Source organism: Streptomyces sp. NBC_00247, from assembly GCF_036188265.1.
In the GTDB taxonomy this organism is placed as follows: domain Bacteria; phylum Actinomycetota; class Actinomycetes; order Streptomycetales; family Streptomycetaceae; genus Streptomyces.
On the sequence record NZ_CP108093.1, the window covers coordinates 198,625 to 218,747 of the forward strand.

Annotated in this window: 5 protein-coding genes; all 5 read left to right on the plus strand. The window is 71.0% G+C overall.

What is annotated here, in order from left to right; genetic code table 11:
• Positions 1-62: 62 nt before the first annotated feature.
• The 5 genes from OHT52_RS00695 (at position 63) to OHT52_RS00715 (ending at position 19,871) form a co-directional block, all read left to right on the plus strand.
• Positions 63-2,780, plus strand: coding sequence for an AAWKG family protein (locus OHT52_RS00695; RefSeq protein ID WP_328718105.1), 2,718 nt, complete (start codon positions 63-65; stop codon positions 2,778-2,780).
• A gap of 22 nt (positions 2,781-2,802) precedes the next feature.
• The gene (locus OHT52_RS00700; protein WP_328718106.1) at positions 2,803-3,261 is read left to right on the plus strand and encodes a YbaB/EbfC family nucleoid-associated protein; all 459 of its coding nucleotides are present in this window, start codon (positions 2,803-2,805) and stop codon (positions 3,259-3,261) included.
• A gap of 6 nt (positions 3,262-3,267) precedes the next feature.
• A complete protein-coding gene (locus tag OHT52_RS00705; RefSeq protein ID WP_328718107.1) occupies positions 3,268-3,603 on the plus strand; it encodes a hypothetical protein in 336 nt (111 codons plus the stop codon).
• A gap of 7 nt (positions 3,604-3,610) precedes the next feature.
• Positions 3,611-18,457, plus strand: a complete 14,847-nt coding sequence (locus OHT52_RS00710; protein WP_328718108.1) for a hypothetical protein — start codon at positions 3,611-3,613, stop codon at positions 18,455-18,457.
• A 79-nt stretch (positions 18,458-18,536) separates the two neighbouring features.
• Positions 18,537-19,871, plus strand: coding sequence for a ricin-type beta-trefoil lectin domain protein (locus OHT52_RS00715; RefSeq protein WP_328718109.1), 1,335 nt, complete (start codon positions 18,537-18,539; stop codon positions 19,869-19,871).
• Positions 19,872-20,123: the final 252 nt, after the last annotated feature.

Sequence of the window (20,123 nt, forward strand, 5' to 3'; positions counted from 1 at the left end):
GGCCTCCCCCGGCACCTCGCCGTTTCCCGTGTCCGTCCTCCTCCACCCAGCGGAGTCCCGTCATGCCAGTCACCTCCGATCCCGGCGACTACTGGGGTCAGGCGGTCACCCTCTACACCGGGTACAACGTCCCCAGCCGCAAGAAGCTGTTCGACACCCTCAAGAGCAGCGAGGGCGTACCGCTGATGCGGCTGGGATTCGAGGTCCTGGCGTCGACCGAGCTGACCGCCCAGAACTTCACCGCCCTGGTGGGCTGGCACACCCAGCACGGTGAGGACTACGACCTGGCGTTCGTCGAGGCGGGCGGTGACGGCAAGCACTACGGCGGCACCCTGTACCAGGCGACCATCGTGTTCATCGGCATCCCCACCACCGACGGCACGGGGCGGCTGCTGGACGCGGGCGAGATCTGGAGCGCCGGAAAGTTCACCGGCGTACTGGGCAACGAGTGGGACCTCAGCCTGCTCCAGCAGTACCAGAGCGGGTCGAAGGCGGCGATCGACAGACTGCGCGCCGACCACACCACCCGGGGCTTCGAGTTCAGCGGTCTGAGCGTCCAGGACACCGAGGCCGTCGATGCCAACTCCTTCGACCGCACCGCGCAGGCCTACGACCGGACTCTGAAGTTCTTCGAGGACCATGCGGCGACCCTGGAGCAGTGGGAGAACTCCCTCGGGGAGGAGAACGCGGCCTGGCACGGCCAGGCCGCGGGCCTGTTCTGGCAGTTGGTCCATCAGCTGCACAAGAACTACGACAGTTACGTCGACCAGCTCACCGCGGACGCCACCGGCACCGCGGCGGCCATGCTCGGCGGTCATGTGCCGCGGTCGAAGCTCAGCCGGGCGCTGGCGACCGCTCAGACGGCTCTCATGACGGAGGCCAAGGCGCTCAGCGACGCCTGGGACACCTGGGCGGCCGGAGGCAGGCACGACGCGCACAGGATCCTGATGGAGGTCCTCCAGGAGGTCTCCGTATGGGTGCTGGAGAACCAGATCAAACACACCCGTGTGACGACCAACAATTCAGCGAAGGACTACAACACCGACGCCGGGTTCGTGCAGCACTCCCCCTGGGGCAACCTCCACGACATGGCTACCTGGGTGAAGATCGGCGAAGAAGCCGTGACCCGGTGGAACAAGCACGTCGAGGACGTCCTGGTCGAAAAAGCGAAGACCTCGCTCACCACGCTCAAGACGGCGTGGAGCGACGTGTCGGACGCCTTCAGTGAGATCCGCACCAAGGACACCTCCTCGCTGACGGAGTCGTACGAGGACGACCGGCGCCAGATCGCCGAGGACGAGGCGAACCGGCAGCAGGAGGAGTACAACAACGCGCTGAACAACCTCGGCGACAACATCAACAACCTGGGTGACGGTCTCGGCGACGGCCTGAACAATCTCGGGAACAACCTGGGCAACGGCCTGAACGGCCTGGGTGACGGGCTCGGCGACAACTTCGACAACCTCGGAGACGGCCTCGGGGACAGCTTCGACAACCTCGGGGACGGGCTGGGCAACAGCCTCAGCAACCTGAGCACCGGGCTCGGCGACGGCCTGGGTGGCGGCATCGCCGACCTGGGCGACGGGCTCGGCGACGGCCTGGGTGACGGCATCGCCGACCTGGGCGACGGGCTCGGCGACGGCCTGGGTGACGGCATCGACGCTCCCGGCGGCGTCACTTCCAACCTGGGCGCCGGGCTCGGCAACCTGCTGAACGGGAGCGACGACGGCAACGACAAGACGAAGGGGGCGACGCTCACCAACCCCGACGGCAGCACCACCACGCTCAATCCGGACGGCACCCTCACCACCAAGTACCCGGACGGCACCACCCAACTCCTCGACCCGGAGACGGGGATCGTCAAGACGACGTCTCCCGACGGAACGGTCACCACCGGCGACCTGACCATCCCCGGCGGCCACGTCAACCCCGACGGCAGCACGACGACGCTCAATCCCGACGGCACCCTCACCACCAAGTTCCCCGACGGCACGACCACCACGATCGACCCGGAGACCGGGTCGCTCACCACCCGCGACCCCGAGGGCAACGTCACCACCGGGAACATCGGCAGTGGGCTCGGTGACTCCCTGCGCGACCTCGATCTCGCCGACCACTCCCTGACACCGACGACGAGCACCAGCAGCCTGGACCTGGACGGCCTGACGTCGAACCTCGCCACGAACACCGGTCTCGGTGACGGCCTCACGCTGACCGGTGGCTCATCCCTCCTCGACGGCGGGTACGGCGGCGGGTACGGCGGCGGCTACGGCGATGCCGGCTACGACGACTACGACGACGCCACTTCGGCGGAACTGCTGTCGGGCGGGGCGCTCCGCGCTCCCGGTGACGACGCTCTCGCGGCCGCCGCGACCGGTGAGGCGGGCTCGGCGGCCGGCGGGGCGGGCAGCCCGCTGTTCCCGGGCATGGGCGGCATGGGTGGCATGGGCGGTATGGGATCGGGCGGAGGTGGCGGTGGCGGTGGCAACAACGGGGAGCGCGTCCGCAACGTGCTGACCGACGCAGGGCCCGCCGCGGCCGGCCGTGGGCGGTCACGGCCCCGCAGAACCGCGGACGAGGACGAGGACGTGGTGGTGACCCGGCGCCGGACGGCGACGACCGGCGCCGCTTCGGGGACGCTCGTCCCGGGTCCCGGAGGCGCGGGCCAGAACGGCCGGTCCACCGAGAGCGGCGACCGGGCCCGCGTGAGCTGGACGGAAGAGGACGAGGACGTGTGGGGAACCGACGAGGGCGGCGCGCCCGCCGTGATCGGGCGCTGAGCGGCATGCGGGAGACGAAGGCATGAGCGACATGAAGGAGACCATCGAGCAGCGGCTCGCCCGCGCCATGGCCGACCTGGAGTCCACCACGGCCGCGGTGGCGGAGGCGGAGGCGGAGCTGAGCCACGCCAGCTGCACGATCCGCTCCCAGGACCGCTCGGTCGAGGTGACCGTCAGCGCGCAGGGCGATCTGACCGACCTGCGTTTCCTGGACGGCAAGTACCGCACCATGCCTGCCGGGCAGCTGGCCGCCAGCGTTCTGGAGGCCGCCCAGGAGGCTCGTGCGGTCATGGCCCGTCAGGTGATGGAGACCTTCGAACCGTTCACCCGGCCTCACGACTCCGTGCCCGAACTGCCGGGTGTGAACATCGACTGGAACAAGATCTTCGGCCCGGGGGTCCTCGACGGACCCTCGGGCGGGGACCGCCACGCCTCGTCGCGCCGCCTGCTCGACGAGATCCACGAGGACCAGGAGGACTGATCAGCGATGCCCGAGGGAAACGCGTACTACGCCGAGCCCGACCGACTGGTCGCCGGTGTGCGCCAGATCGACCAGATCAGCACGCTCGCCCACGAGATGCTCCGCGACTTCACCATGGGCCTCAACAGCACGGTCGGCTGGCCCGGCCACGACGACAGCTTCGCCGAGGAAATGATCCCGCAGGAGAAGCGCGAGCGCACGACGGCGGTGGACACCGGAACCTCGCTGGTCGAGGCGGTGACCGGGGTGGCCGACGGCACCCTGGCAAACCTGGACAACATCCGCACCACCCAGAGCGGCGTGATCGACTCGATCAACTCGGCCCGTCGCGGAAAGCACTGACACTCCGATGAGCATCATCGTCTCGCCCCAACTCAACAACCTGCTCTTCGTTCTCATCGGCGAGAAGATGCTGCAAGCGGACGAGGACCTGGCGTACCGGAGCCACCAGCCCTACCGGCGGCTCGGCAAGAACGTCCGCGAACTGTCCGACCTGATCGAGCAGTCGGTCTTCGGCGTGGGCCAGGCGCTGCCCCCGCAGGTGGGCCGTCAGTACGTCCGGGCCATGCGCCTTTTCGTGGACGACGGCGGGACGAACTATCTGCGGGAGTTCGCCCGGCAGTTGGACGACGTCGGCAACGGCCGGGTCAAGATCTCCATGGACATCATGGAGGCCAAGTGGTCGATCATCGCCGAACTGGTGCGTCTGCTGATCGAGTTGGCGATCATCACGGCACTGTCGTTCTTCACCGGCGGCGCCTCCGCCAGCCAGACAGCGACCGCCAAGGCCCGCAGCAGAGTGGCGATCCTCGCCTCCCTGGACCAGTTGCTCAAGCGGACGCATCTGCTGCCGAGCCTGTCCGAGGCGTTCGACGAGGCGTTCCAGACCTTCGTGGTCCGGCTCGCCATGATGACGATGGCCCCGCCCGGCCGCAGGCCCGACGGCTTCGACTGGAAGCAGATCGTCGAGGACGGTCTCTTCGGCGCCGTCACCGGCATGTTCCACGGCGCCTTCGAGTCCCTGACCAAGAACCTCGGCAAGGGCTTCCGCAACATCCTGGACGGGCCGGACGGCGCCCAGTTCGGCAAGACCAACACCAAGAACATCACCGATGACATCACCTCCAAGATCGACAAGCCGCCGCGGTCCGTCGGCGACCGGTTCGTCCGGGAGACCGGCAGCGGCGCCAACGAGTTCCTGGTGGCGGGCGGTTCGGAGGCCCTGGCCGAGATCGTCGTCACCGGCGTCCTGCACGGCAAGTGGGAAGGCAACCTGGACACGTTCATCGGGGCGGGCGTCAGCTCGGTGGTCGGTTCGGCACTGTTCGGGGCGGCGGCGAAGTTCGGCGGCGCGTTCGGGTCCGGATTCGACTTCGGCAGCGTCAACGTCCTGCCGGTCACCGGTGAGGACGGTGCCCCGGCCGACGGGCGGAACACCGGGCGCGACGACGACCGCGCACCGGAAGCGGTACCGACCACGTCCTCCACCGGTCCGACGCGCAAGGGCACGACGGACCTCTCGACCTCGGTGAACACTCCCCTCGGCGTCGACGCCGGCCTCGGGGAAGGGCGCGGGGAGGCGCTCGGGGAGGGGCTCGACGGCGTGGGCCCGGTCGGCGGCATGGGCGGTGGCGGCGCCGGCACGGTCCCCACCTCGTCCTCAGGGGGAACGCCCGCGACGTCCGGCAGCGGAACGCCCCGGGGCGGCGGCAGCGGTCGGTCCGCTCCGCCCCCCGGCGCCCTTCAGGGGAGCGACGAATCCGAGGGCGTTCAGGAGGATCCGGCGGCCTCCGTCACGGACGAGGACGCGAGTCGGGCGACGGACGACGGCGCGGACACGACCGCCCCGAGGACGGGGACCAACGGCCAGGGCGCCGACTCCGGCCCTCGGTCCGCCACCACCCGGGAGTCCGCTTTCCAGGAGTCCGCTTTCCGGGGCGCGGACGAGGAGACCTCGGCGGGAAGCGAGGGGGCGATACCGACGATCGGCACGGCGGGCGCCGCACCCCTCGCGGCCTCGACCACCGGTGCTCCGGCCAACCTCGCCTCGAACGCGGGCGCGCCCGCCCACACGGGCTCGGCGCAGGGGCAGACGCCCGCACAGGGAAATCAGGCGAGCGGCACGGGTTCGCCGCAGCGCGCGAACAAGGGGGCGCCGGACGCCACCGACCCCGGTTCGGCGGACGGGTCCCCGCCCGAGTCCTCCGCCGAGTCCGCGAGCCGGCCCGGGACTTCGTCCACGGCCACGCTCCTGCCCGGGGACGGCGGGTCCGGCACGGACGCGGGCGCCGGACCCGGTACGGATGTCGTGTCGAACGCGGGTACCGACGTCCTTTCGGACGCCCGTTCCGGCATCGCCCAGGGCCCGGGGGCCGACCCGGCCACCGCTCCGCCGACGACCGGTACCGAGGGCCGGGACACGGCGCGATCGGCCGGGCCCGCGCCGGAGCCGTCGCGGACCGCGCAACCCCCTGTACGCCCCGGCGCCGAAAAGCGCCGTCCCTCCGACGGCGACCCGGACGCCGCGCCCACCCCCGTCAGCACCCGTTCCGAGGGGAGTTCACCGACGACCGGGACCGGAGAGAACCCGACCCCGGACACCGTGGCATCCCCCACACCGGACACCGTGGCATCCCCCACACCGACGACGTCCGCCGCCACGAACCCGGGGACGGAACCGGCCCCGGCGATCCCCACGGTCACCACCTCCGCACCTGCCAGGCCCGATCCTGCGACCCCCACGGCCACGAAGTCGGCCCCGACGGTACCCACGGTCACCGCCTCCGTTCCGGCGGAACCCGGCCCGGCAACCCCCGTAGCGACCATGTCCGTTACCGAGAGGCGCGGTTGGGACGAGGCGCGGTCCGTCGTACCGCCCGTCACCCGCAGCCACACCTGGACGGACCCGGTCTCCACGCCAAGGACCGCCGAAGGCAAACCCACCCGCTACACCGTCGACTCCTCCTTCGACGTTCGCCGCTTCACGCACGACGGTGAGGCGGTCGTGGACCTCACCGTCGAGATCGCCCTGGGCGGCGCCGACACGGTCGGCGACACCGAACGCCAGGCTCTGTGGGACCGGATGGCGGCCGGTGTGCGGCAGACGTTCAACGATCCCGGGCACCGGCTCGCCACCGGGGAGCGGCTGCACGTCACCGTCGTGCCCGCGATCGCGGGTCGACAGCCGCATCTGGCGGTGGAGTTGACGGGTGGCGGTTCCGGATCCCGCACCTCCCAGCACACCTGGCGGACCGACGCCACCGCGCAGGACCTCGCCCACGAGATCGGCCACCAACTCGGCCTGCGTGACGAGAACCGGGACGCCACGGCCCCGCAGCGCCCCCAGGTCGACGGCAGCCTGATGGGCACCTATCAACGCCCGGTCGCCGAGGGCAGCCCCGAGGAGCAGCGGGGCAGTTACGCCCCGGGCGGCCTGCGCCCCCGCCATCTCTCCCTGCTCAGCGCCCTCGTCGGCGGCCCGGACGACACCGTCGGGTCCATGCCGGCGGCCACCCGGTCCGAGGGCGCCGACCCGCTCGCGCCGCTCGCCCCGTCGCCGTACGTCCGGAGCTACGGCAGTCGGCGTGACGGCAACGTGGGCCTGGTGCAGGTCGAACCGCTGCCGCCAAGGATCGCCGAGGGCCTGCACCAGCACGTGATGAACCTGCTGAGGATTCCGGCTGACCAGCAGGCCACGCACCCCGTGGTCGAGCAGCTGCGCCGTGAACTCGGCGGCGAGCAACTGGTGATCAACCTGCCCTATCTGCTCAGCAGCATGGGGCACCGCGTCACCGTGGACATCGGAGGCAGGCGGCGGACCGTCGACGTACGGCTGTCCCTGCACGATCCGGTGTCCTCGCTCCGCCAGGGCACGCGTGACCCCTCGGACCCGGCCGTGAACGTCGAGCGGCGCGGGCTCGGCACCCAGGAGTCGGGCGACACCGAGTCGTCCGGCACCATCCGGACCCTGTTGGTGCCGTGGTCGGCGACGTTGCCGATCCCGGCCGCCGGGCCGGTGCGCGGGGTGGACTTCGGACCGTCCCTGTCCCTGACGCACAATCAGCTCTCGCTGTCGACGTCGGTCACCCAGACCGTGCAGACGACGACGGCGCAGCGCAGCAACGAGTCGTCGCACGCCTTCAGTTACGAATCGAACTGGCAGGCTCGGGTCGACACGCCCCGTATGGCGCCGGTGGACAACTGGGGCCCCGGGTCCGAGCTCGGGCCGGTCACGATCTGGTTCCCCGAGCATCTGACCGCGGAGCGCCCGGCCGGCGCCGAGCCACTGCCGGAACCCGCCGATCTGGACGACTTGCCGCTGTGGGGCGTGGACAGCGTCAAGGAACCGCACCAACTCCTGGAGATGGTCAACGGCGAGTTCCACGGCGATCTCGCCGACCTCTCCGACTCGTCCGCACAGGCGCTGCAAGCGTTCCTCTCCGAGCCGGTGCTGCGCGGGACGCTGCCCATGCAGCGGGCGGGCGGCATCTTCTCGCCCCTGCTACTGGACTCGCGCGGGCGTGCGATCGGCATGCTGAAGCTGACCACGAAGGTCACGCCGGGCAAGCCCACGCATCAGAGCCAGGACGGCAAGATCAACCTGGAGAGCCATCTCCTCAACACCGTCAAGGTGGACGGGCAAGCCAAGGTCACCAACGCCGTGGGTGTGGACCTCGGCGTCGGACCGGCCTTCACCGGCAGCCACGCCAAGGGGCACCCGGACGCCGCGGGCAAGGTCGCGGGATCCGTCCTGGGCAAGGGCGGGGTCCGCTGGCAGACCAGCGACACCCTCGGCAACGGGGGCAGCGCGACCATCTCGCACTCCCTGCGCAGTAGCCGCAGTCATCTGCTGACGCCCGCGAGCGTGCGGCACACGGTCACCCTCGTGCGGCCCGGCGGCGGGGAGACCGCGCGGGGGTTCGGGCCCTGGGACGACGGCATGCAGCTGCGTGTGCCGGCCAGGTCCGACGCTGCGGGGAAGGTCCCCGAGGGGGATGAACTCCGTTCTCTTCCCGCCGAGTTGGAGCACCTCCGGAGCATCGGCACCACCGCGGCCCCGCTGACCGTGGAGGGTCCGGAGCAGCTCTTCGCCCACGCCGAGGTCTGGTTGCGGGAGACCGGGTTCCTGCCGGCTTCCGCGACCACGACGAGCCGCACCACGGTGCTGCCCGACGAGGCCCTGGTGCAGGCCCAGTTGAACAATCTTCGCCGGTTCGAGCAGGCCCGCTCGGCTGTCGGGCTGCGGGCCGCCGTCGACGCGATGGTCGACGGCGGACACGCCCTGTGGCTGGAGAAGCCCACCACGGGCGGCGGGACCCGCCGCATCCGGCTGAACCTGAGAGCCACCCGTGACACGACGCCGGGACCCGTCGACCCCGCCCCCGACACGGCACCGGTCACCGAGACCCCTGACACGACACCGGCACCGGCGGCCCCGCGTCCGACGCGGCACGTGCGCACACTGCCCGGCCTGCACCTCGTCGGCCTGACCTCCTTCGTCATGAGCGGCGTGGAGCAGCAGTCCTCCGGCTACGGCTGGACGGCCGGTTTCGGTGGCAGCGTCAGCGGCCCCGTGGGTCCTCCGGGCGGCTCCGGAACCCTCGGCACAGCCGCCGACTACGCGTACACCAGCCAGACGTCCCACGCGGGCAACGCCGGTTCGGGGCTGGGCCAGGACCAGCAGTTCGTCGGCGTGAACCAGGGCGGCGAGGTCTTCGACATCCCGGCGCGGTTCTCCCTCGACCTGCACGACGGTTCGGGCACCGGGCCCACCGTCCGCTTCGCCGAGCACACCGCCGCCACTCCGTACGCCGGGCCGGACGCCACTCCGACCCCGGCCGGTCCGCCGCCGACGGCCGTCACCGGCAGCATCAGGGTCGCCGTGCCGCATCACCGGACCCTCCCGGCCACCCCGGAACCCGCACCTCGCCCGCGGAACGGACAGATCCGGGAGGTGACGGAGGAGGATCGGAAGGCGCTCGCGACGACGGGCCCCGACGGCCGCCCGTTGGAGGGGATCGCCAAGCTTCCGGACGACGCGGTCCTGGACGTGTTCCACGGCTCCGGCGCCCTCCAGGAGGCGGTACGTCAGATAGCTGCGGGCACCCATCCAGGTCGTCCGCAGCCTGGTTGGGCGACCGCACTGGGCACCGCCATCAGTGGCATGAGCCCGGAGGTCGTCACGTCGGCGGCGTCACTGGTGGCGACGTCCGCAGCCGGACAGAGCGCCACCGACCCGACCACCCTCGCCGCCGAGGTGCGGCAGGCGGCCCTCTCGCCGGGGAACCTCACCGCGCGCGGGCACCAGATCCTCAAAGGCAGCTACGTGATCGAGGGAGTCACCCTGCCCGGCCTCGGCGCCGACCAGGAGTACTCCCTGGAGATCAGCGGTGTGCTGCGCAATCCCCGTCTGATGCGGAGCGCCGAGCAGCAGCTGGAATCCGGCGTCTCCTCCTCCGACACCGCGTCCCAGCAGAAGTCCGCCTCCGCCACCCACCAGAGCGGGGTCGCGGTGACCGGCACCAGGGCATCCGCGGTGGCCAAGCCGACCGATCCCTCCGCCGCACCGCCGAAGCGGCCGGACACCTTCGGGCCGTCCGCGAAGTACCTCCACACCGCGAAGTCGGAGGACTCGGCGACCCTCTCCACCACGACCGCGGTGAACCGCAATCCGACCGAGAAGGCCGAGATTCACCGTATCGGCGCGGACGCGTTGATTCTGGTCACCGTGCGCGGGGGCACCCGCAACGTGGTCGGCAACACCCTCGGTCTGGGCAGCGGGGAACCGGTGACCGTCGCCGTGGAGCTGCCGGATGCCGTGCAGTTCCTGATGACGGACGGGCAACTGGCGAGGCATCAGGAGTGGTTCACCGGCGTCGTGGGTCTGACCCCGCCGCAGCAGGTGCCACAGGACCTTCCGCTGCCCGGCCGCTTCGCCCGTACGGGAGAGCCGGGCCTGGCGGGCGTACTGTCCGTCACCCAGCTCGACACCCCGCGCGGCGGTCCCGAGGCCGAGCGTGCGGAATCCGGGCCCGTGGCCGCGGACACGACCGCCTCGCCCCCCTCCGGCGTCCCCGAGGGCCCGCCACCGGCCTCCAGCACCTCCGAGGACGGGACCGCGAGCCCCGGCACTCCCGCCGATCCGGCAGACCCCGTGCCGGTGGAGCGCCGGAACCGCCTCTACGACGAGTTGATCGCGCTGGTCGAGTCGGAGGCCCCGGGCGTCACGCGGCCGGGGCACGCCGCCTATCTTCCCGGGGTGGCGTCCCGGATCGCCGACTACACCTCACCCACCGGTCTGCGTGCCCTGCCCGGACGCGGTCCGAGGGGCGTGCAGCGCTTCCACTTCCGCCATCTGGCGAAGGGCGGCGCCCGGCTGGTCGAGGTCACCCTGAACGCGAGACCGCGTGCCGGCGCCGAGGAACGGCGCACCATCCGCGGGCGGAAAGCCGGTTCGGGCGGCATCGAGCAGTATCACGCGCATCAGCCCGCGGGCGTCTCCACCGGGACGACGAACACCGTTCAGCACGGTCTCACCTTCAATCCCACCACGCGTTATCCACAGCCCGGCAACGACACCCGTACCGACCGCAGCGGCCCGGTACTGAGCGCCGCGACCACCCGCGCCCACGGCACGAAGACCGCCACCACCGCCGAGGACCGGTTCTGGCTGCGCACCGACAGCGTCGCCGACTTCGACCTGGAGTACGACTACGAGGTGGGCGTCCGCTCCGAGCTGGTCGCGGACTGGCCGCCGAACGTGCTGGGCGGCATGGTGCAGGGCTGGTTCCTGCCGTCGGCCGGCGCGCCGGAGGACAGCTCAGGGGTCACCGGCTGGATCAGCCGTACGCTCGGCGGCCGTCCCAGCCGCTCGGCCGTCGTGCCCGCGCGCGTGACGCTCAGGTTCACCGGCAGCGAGGCCGCCGAGGGCCAGGAGGTGGACCCGCCGCTGCCGCCCGAGGTCTCGGAGACCCCGCCCGTCCTGAAGGGCGACCGCTTCGTCCCGACCGGCCCGGCCCCGGTCTTCGAGTTCAACGCCTGGCCGGAGCTGACCAGCGCGTTGAACACCGTCGCCCCCGGTCAAGACCGCCACTGGCGTTCCCTGGACACCTCCACGTCCGCGGAGAGCACCGCCGTCCGTATCGGTGAACTGATCCAGGCGGGCGAGATCGGTCTGGACCACCCGCGCACCGCGGCCGGGCTGACCGACAGCATGCCCGGCGCCTATCCGTTCGAGTCGGCGCCCGACACCCCGCCCTCCCTGTCCGTCACCCTGCACAACCCGCGCCGGGTCACCGAGGCGTCCGACGTGACCCTGGACCGGCTCGGTTTCAGCAGTACCGTGGGCGGCTCGTCGTCCAACCTCGGCGTGACCGGCGGGATCAGCTTCCAGGGCATCTACAGCCACGACAATGCCAACCAGGCGTCCGGCGGTGCCACCATCCCGGTCCTGGCCCGTCAGCCCCGGACGACGGGCGGCGCGGCCGGTACGTCCGGGGGGCGCCGCGAATGGCTCAAGACCGGAGGGGCGTCGGCCCCCAAGGACGGCTCGCACGGCACCCGCAGTTACGAGGCGCTGGTAGACACCCATGTGACCGTACGAGGGCCGGAGGGAACCCGGCATGTCACCGGCACCGCCACCGTGCGCGTCGCGGAGCGGGACGTACTCGGTCACGGCATCACTCCTCCTCGTACCCATCCCCAGGTGTACGACCTGGCGTCCATGGTGCGGGCGGGCGCGGACCTGTCGGTGTCGACCGCCGGGGCCGCGGCGGACCTGAGGGACTGGCGGACCCATCCGCTGGACTCCCTGCCCGATCTCCTGGCGTCCCAGATCGACCCCGTCGACCAGGAGGCCCAACTGTGGCTCGCGGTCGGCACCGACCCGGCGACCGGGGACGGGAATCCCGCCCGGCCCGATCCGCGGGAGCTGGGGCGTGCCCTGTTCGCCGCCTCGCAGACGGCGGCGACGGCCGGAAAACCGGTCGAGCTGGTCGTACGGTACGAGGACGGCACGCTCGGGCTCTGGAACTTCGACTCCGAAGGCCGACCCTCGGGACTCGACCCGGACGCGATGGCCGCGTGGCAGGGGTTCCACACCGAGGCGTCGGTACTCACCTCGGCGGCGCGGGAGGAACAGGAGAGCCGCCGGGAGGAGTTCGAACTCCGGGAAGCCCTGGAGCAGCAGGCCGAAGTCCTCGCCGACGCCCTCCGGGAGGTCGATCTCGCGCTCGCGGAGACGCGGCCCGCTTCCACCGGCTCGGGGCCCCTCACGCGACCCCGGATGCGGCTGGACCGCACTCCCCGCTTCACCGTCCCCTCCCGCTTCGACGTCCGCCGTATCCGGCACGACGACGAGACGGTCGCCGACCTCACCATCACCGTCGCCTTCAACGGCGGGAACAGTGAAACGGCCTGGAACAAACTCAGGCAGGGAGTCGAGGAGTACTACAACGCTCCCGGCCACCGCCTGCCCAACGGCGACCTCCTCCACATCACCGTCGAACCCGCCCCGCCCGGCACCACACCCCACCTGAGCGTCGGCCTCGTCGGCCCGGACACCGTCATGGACCAGCAGAACTGGCACCACGACGCCAACCCCGTCGACTACGCCCACGAACTCGGCCACCAACTCGGCCTCCGCGACGAATACCAGGACGACACCGCCCCCCACCGCCCCGACATCCAGGGCAGCCTCCTCGGCAACCACCACCAGCCCTCACCCGACGCACTCCCCCAAGCCCACCTACGCCAACGCCACCTCGAACTCCTCGCCACCCTCATCGGCGACACCGACATCCACCACGGCAACGGCGACTGGGCCCGGTCACGGGACAGTGCCACGCCCGCCGCGCGTAGTCACACCTGGATCGACCCCGTATCCCAACCCCTCGGGCCGGAAAACGACGACACCAGCCGACCTGACACCGACACGGTCGCCGCCCGCATGCTCCCGATGCCACGCGGCCTCCGACAGGACTCCGACGACTCCGACGCGGCCGACTCCGACGAATCCGACTGGGACGCACCCGCCCCGACCGTGACCACGTCGCGGCACACAACGGTGTTTGCTCCGCCCCCTGCCGCGCCGACACCGGTCTACGTGGCGCCCGCGCCCGCGCAAATCGACGACCAGTCGGGCCTCGGGGGGACTCAGCACGTCCAGGACAGTCGGCGGAGCGCGTCGCCGCCGGCACCGACCGCGCTCCCGCCCGACGCGCTGCCGACGGGTCCCTTCACCGCAGCGACGCTCTGGTCGAACGCTCCGGCGCTGCCCGACTTCAGCGTGATCACCCTGGGGAACGGCAAGACCTACCCCATGGTCTATCCGGGCGACCGGGCGATCTCCCAGTGGGCAGACCCGTACGAGGGCGTGGACGCCTACGATCAGATGCTTCTGACGTCCAATCAGTACCTGTCACTCATAGTGCAGCGGGCCGAGGGCATCGTCGCCGAAGCGAACGCCTCCGGGGCCGAAAGGAAGGCCGCGGGGCGGCTGCTGGAGACGAACTCCCTACTGGAGGCGGACGGGTGGCTTCCGGAGTACCGCAGCGAGTTTCTGCGGATGCAGATGCTGCTCGGCGAGGGCGACCTGCTGGACGGCCTGCCGGCGCGGCTGGCGTCGGACGCCGGCATCGGCCCGGTGTGGGCACTGACCGACCCCGCCAACGACGCGCCGGCGGCGCAGCGGCCGGTGGGCGGGTCCCTGCGCGGTGAGGACGGCGTGTCCTCCCGTTTCCACGCCTGGGTGAACGACAACGGCGGGGACAGCGACTGGCTGGCCGATTGGTCCCTCGGTCAGTCCGGTGGTTCCATCCATTCCAGTTCGCAGTACTTCAAGGTAATGGTCAGCCACTTCCGTCCTCCGCGGGACAGCGAGGGCTATCACATGTCCCGGCTCGATGAGCAGAGCAGACTCGTGCGCAGCGACAGCTGGCAGAACGAGCACGGGAGAGAATTCCCGGTGACCGCCTTCACCCCGACGTACGTCCGGAGCATGGCGGCTCAACACGCGTTCACCTACGAGGTGTTGCAACGGGTCCAGATCCCGAACGTCGACGCCGCGCGGGGGGTCGTACAGCTCATCCGCCTGGAGGAGCGAAGCCTGCTCGGGCAGTACAACGAGCCCATGCCTCCGGTGGGCGGCCAGGTCCAGATGAAGCGGGGTCCGGCGGAGTCGTACAGCCTTCTGGAGCCGTACAAGGACCCGACGGACACGGACAGCCACATGCTCGGCCCCTTCTGGGTGACCTCCCAAGAGGTGCCTCTACACCGTGTGTTCGGCACCTACCTTCAGAGCCGGGCTGTCCCCAAGGAGGAGAAGTGGTCGGAGCACACGCTCTTCCTGCGTGAGGACGAGAACGAGTTCCTCGCGCTGGGCGAGGGCGCACCCATCACCTACCACGGCACCAACACTCCACCCGTCCTGCCCGCCACACCCACCCCGCCCCGGACCGTCTCCGCCCGAGCACCCCAGCCCGGAACGCGCACGGTCGGACAGTCACCACCGCGGGACACCGCGGCAGCGTCGACCGACGAGCCGCCGAGCACCGATGAGCCGTCGAGCACCGATGAGCCGTTGAGCGAGAAGGAGATCGCGGCCCGGACACGCCTGCGCGCCGCCGAGTCGGCCCTGGAAGCCGCCGGCCTGCACGCCGACGACCTCCAGCACAGGATCGACACGGCAGCCGATCCGCAGGAAGAGGCATCTCTGCGAGCGGAGCGGGACAGGCATACGGCTGTACTCTCGGACGCCGTTCACGAGGTGGACCTCGCGCTCGCGGAGACGCGGCCCGCTTCCACCGGCTCGGGGCCCCTCACGCGACCCCGGATGCGGCTGGACCGCACTCCCCGCTTCACCGTCCCCTCCCGCTTCGACGTCCGCCGCATCCGGCACGACGACGAGACGGTCGCCGACCTCACCATCACCGTCGCCTTCAACGGCGGGAACAGTGAAACGGCCTGGAACAAACTCAGGCAGGGAGTCGAGGAGTACTACAACGCTCCCGGCCACCGCCTGCCCAACGGCGACCTCCTCCACATCACCGTCGAACCCGCCCCGCCCGGCACCACACCCCACCTGAGCGTCGGCCTCGTCGGCCCGGACACCGTCATGGACCAGCAGAACTGGCACCACGACGCCAACCCCGTCGACTACGCCCACGAACTCGGCCACCAACTCGGCCTCCGCGACGAATACCAGGACGACACCGCCCCCCACCGCCCCGACATCCAGGGCAGCCTCCTCGGCAACCACCACCAGCCCTCACCCGACGCACTCCCCCAAGCCCACCTACGCCAACGCCACCTCGAACTCCTCGCCACCCTCATCGGCGACACCGACATCCACCACGGCAACGGCGACTGGGCCCGGTCACGGGACAGTGCCACGCCCGCCGCGCGTAGTCACACCTGGATCGACCCCGTATCCCAACCTCTCGGCCCTCAGGGCGACGACGGCACCGCGCAACAGGAGACCGACACGGTCGCCGCTCGCATGCTCCCGATGCCACGCGGCCTCCGACAGGACTCCGACGACTCCGACGCGGCCGACTCCGACGAATCCGACTGGGACGCACCCGCCCCGACCCCGGCCGGCCCGTCCGCAGCGCCACGCTTCACCTGGGTCCAGCCCCCAGTCTCCGCGCCGAGCCCCGTGCGGACGCCGCCCTCGCCCGAGCCCGCACAGGACGACCAAACCGAGCAGAGCACACCGTTCGACGCTTCGTCCCTGGTGACCTACGTCCTTCCGGACAGCCTCCCCCAGGGACCGTTCAACGCCGAGACCCTGTGGTCGCTGGCACCCCCGATGGAATCCTTCGCCGTGGTCACCGACACCAGGCGGGGCCTGACAGTGCCGCTCAAGTACCCCGACGACCGTCCGACAGCCACCTGGAGCGACCCCTGGGACGGCAACGACGCCTTCAACGCCGTGATGGAACCCGCCGACAAGTACCTCGACCTCGTCATCGAACGGGCCGAACACACACAGGCGGACGAGCAGGCACCCAGAAGCGAACGAGACGCCGCAGAACGCCTCTTGAAAACCAACACCTTGCTCAAGGACGACAACTGGCGACCCGAATACCGAGTTGAGTTCCTGCGCGTGCAGATGCTCCTGGGCGAGCACGGCATGCTCGACCGACTCCCCCGCGAACTCGTGAGCAACCCCGACTGGCAACGGCAGAAAGGCATACAGGACCCCGAGGACACACCATGGGCCCTGGTCGAGCCCACCGAGACGACCGGCCCGATCGGCGGCTCACTGCGCGGCACCGGCGGGGTGTCCACCGAGTTCCACACCTGGCTCAACGGAGCCGGCGGAAGCAGCGGCTGGCTGAACGCCTGGGCCGACGAACAAGCCGGCGGATCGATCAACACCGAACCGCAACGGTTCAAAGTGATGATCAGCCACTTCCGCCCACCGAAGCCCGGCGGCGCCTACTACATGGCCGGCTTGAACACCAGCCTGCGTCACGACACCTGGGAATGGGACGGCCAGGAATACCCGGTCACACGCTTCGACCCGGAGAACCTGGACGACCACACGACCTACCTACGCAGCATGATCGCCCAACACGTCTTCACCTACGAGGTCCTGACCCGAGTGAAGATGCCCAACGTCGACCCCACCGAAGGAGTCGTCCAACTCATCCGCCTGGAAAAACGAAGCCTGCTGGAAGACCAGAACAGCGGCCCCATGACCATCGGCGACAACGTCCACATGACCCGCGGCCCCGCCGAGTCGTACAGCCTCCTGACACCCTACAAAGACCCCACCGACGAAAGCAGTCACACCCTCGGACCGTTCTGGGTGACCTCACAAAAAGTACCGCTGCACCACGTGTTCGGCACCTACCTCCAAAGCCGCGCCGACACCACTCCCGACCGCTCACTCCTCCTGGGCGAAGGAGAAAACGAGTTCCTCGCACTGGGCGAAGGCGCACCCATCACCTACCACGGCACCCACACCCCACCCGTCCTGCCCACCACACCCACCCCACCCCGAACCGTCTCCGCCCGAGCACCCCAGCCAGGTCAGAAGTCGGGCGGGCAGCGGCAGTCGGCGGCCTCGGGGAGCGGCAGCCAGGGCTCTTCGTCGCGCGGGCGGACCACCCTGGACGAGCAGATCCGCACCGCGCAACGCCTCAGTCGCGCGGCCGAGGCGGAGGCCGCCCACATCGGGCGCAACCGTCCGGCCGAGCGCCAGGGCGCCCGGCCGGACGAGATCCGTGCCCGCGAGGCCCGGCGGACCCTCGAACAGCTGCGGAGGGCCAGGGAGTCGGTCGGTTCCGATCCGGTCGGCACCGAACCGGCCGCCACCGACCCGGCCAGTAACGAGTCAACCGGGGACGGATCCCAGCAGAACGACCTGGCCAAGGCGGCCCGGGCGCGCAGGTACGCCGCAGAGAAGGCTCTGGAGGAGGCGGGTCGACGCGCCGACGAACTGCGGGAGTTGCTCGACGCCGCTCGCGAACGCCAGGTCGTCGCGGCCCGCGCGCAGCGGGGGGCCGCCGAGCGCCTGGCGGGGCTGGCGGCCGACGTGAACAGCCTGCGGGGCGCCGAGCAGGTCGACATGCCCACGGGATCACTCGCGCGTACGCCGTCCCAGTGGCCTGACCCGGGCTCCAGGCCGAACCTGGCAAGAGAGCTTGGCGGCAACGAGGTTCGGGGCGGGGGCCGCACCGTCACTCTGTCTCCCGAGGAGTCGTTCTCGGCTTCGCTGCTGCGCGAGTTGAGCCCGGAGTCCGCCCCCGCGCAGGACGGCGGGGGCCGTGACGCCCTCAACCTCTGGTTGTCCGAACGCATTTCGGCCCTCGAAGCGGAGTCCGGCGCGCCCGTCACCGGACTGCCCTCCGGTGACGACACGGCCGACTTGGACGAGATCACCGCCCTGGATGTCGCACTCGGACCGGGCCAACTCGCCGAGGCGAGCATGCTGGGCGGCCGGATCACCTTGTCAGCCGCGCAGTTCGACATCGGGCAGCGAATCCGACTGCTCGTCAACCGGGCCGGCCCCGGGTCCTATCCTGAGACCCTGGCGGCCCTGACAGCGATGGTCTCCGGCCGGAGCGTCGTGATCGTCGACCGGGACGGCACCGAGCGCAGCCAGGGAACCGGAACCGGTGAGCCGATCCGAATCGTCTTCGACGGGGTGCGTTACTCGACGCCCCCTCGGCCTGCGCGGGAGACCTGAGACATGGCCCGCACAACCCCTCAGCACCACACGGGAACCGATGGAACCCGCCCCACAGCCGCTTCGCCAGGAGGACGTCTTGAGCACCGCACCGCACACTGCCGGGTCCCCGCAGGGTTCCGAAGGCGAGACGGCTGCGGCCGCAGCCGCCCCGGACGGGACCGCGGACACGGGAGCAGCGCCGGCCTCCGGCTCCGCGAAGGGCGCCCCTGAGCCCGGGGCCGCCGCCGAGCCGGACACCGGCACGTCCACTGCGACGACCTCCTCGTCCGCCACCACCGCGCAAGCCGAAGACGGGTCCACCGCCGCGCAAGCAGAGGGCGCCTCCGCTGCCACGCAGGCCGACGGCGGGTCCTCCGACACACAGGCCGAAGACGTCTCGGCTGCCGCGCAAGCCGACGGCGGGTCCGCCCCCGCCACGGCCGAGGGCGCGTCCGCCGACGCCGCCCCGGAGGGCGACGCCGAGGCGGTCACCCTCACCGCCGGGAACGGCTCCGACGCGGGCGCCGCACGGGCGGGGCAGCCCGGCCGGCCGCCGCGCACCATCCTGGCCGCCGCCGCGATAGCGGGCGCGCTGCTGGTGTCCGTCCCCTTCCTGATCCACGCGCGGAACGACGACAACGACGGCATCAGGACAGCAGGTTCCGGCGATGCCGCGGACACCGTCCTGACGGACCCCTTCGAGGACGCACCGGGGGCCTTCGATTCGGCCGCGCCCGTGGCGGGCAAGCGCACGTCGGGCTCCCCCGAGGCGAACGCGCCGCGCGGCAACCCGTCGGACCCGAGGAACTCCGCCGCGTCCGGGGGGTCGGGCGGCAGCGGATCGACGAAGGACGGCCCAGGCTCGGGCGGGACCTCCTCGAACAGCGGCGGCGCGGCGAAGGACGGTACCTCGTCGAACTCGTCCAAGTCCTCTTCGTCCGACTCGTCCTCGTCGACTTCCGGCGGTGGCGGCACGTCGAAGTCCGGCACCGTCACCACCACGCCGACCAAGACGACCAAGCCGGTTGCGGCGGTCGCAGCGGTCGCGGCGGGTGTGACGGTCTACAGCCACGCGAGTGGCCGGTGCGTCGACATCGTGGGCGACAAGGGGACGGACGGTGCCCCCCTGGAGATCTACGACTGCACGGGGAAGAACTGGCAGAAGTGGGACTTCCGGTCCGACGGGACCGCACGTTCCATGGGGCTGTGCATGGACATCGCGTGGGCGTCGACGAACGACGGCGCCCAGATCCAGCTGGCCAAGTGCAACGGCGGCTGGGCCCAGAAGTTCAAGGTCAACGCGTCGCACGACCTCGTCAACACGACGATCGGCAAGTGCGTCGACGTCAAGGACACCGCGACCGCCAACGGCACCCGGCTACAGCTGTGGACCTGCAACGGCCACCCGAACCAGAAGTGGAGCAAGCGCTGACCGCACCGTGAGGAGCAGGCGGGTCCTGGACACCGGCGGCGACCAGGGCCACGCACGCGTCGGCGCGGCCCCGGAACGGACCGCCGGACCGCTCGGAAACCCACCCGGGCCCGCCGCGACCCCGGGAAATGTGTCGAGGGCCGTTCCACCCGCCGCGTCGGCACCCTCGTCCAAGCCGTCCACACACTGCTGACCTGCGACCATTCAGGACGAAAGAGGCTCAGTGCCTCGGGTGTTCACCATCGGGGGTCA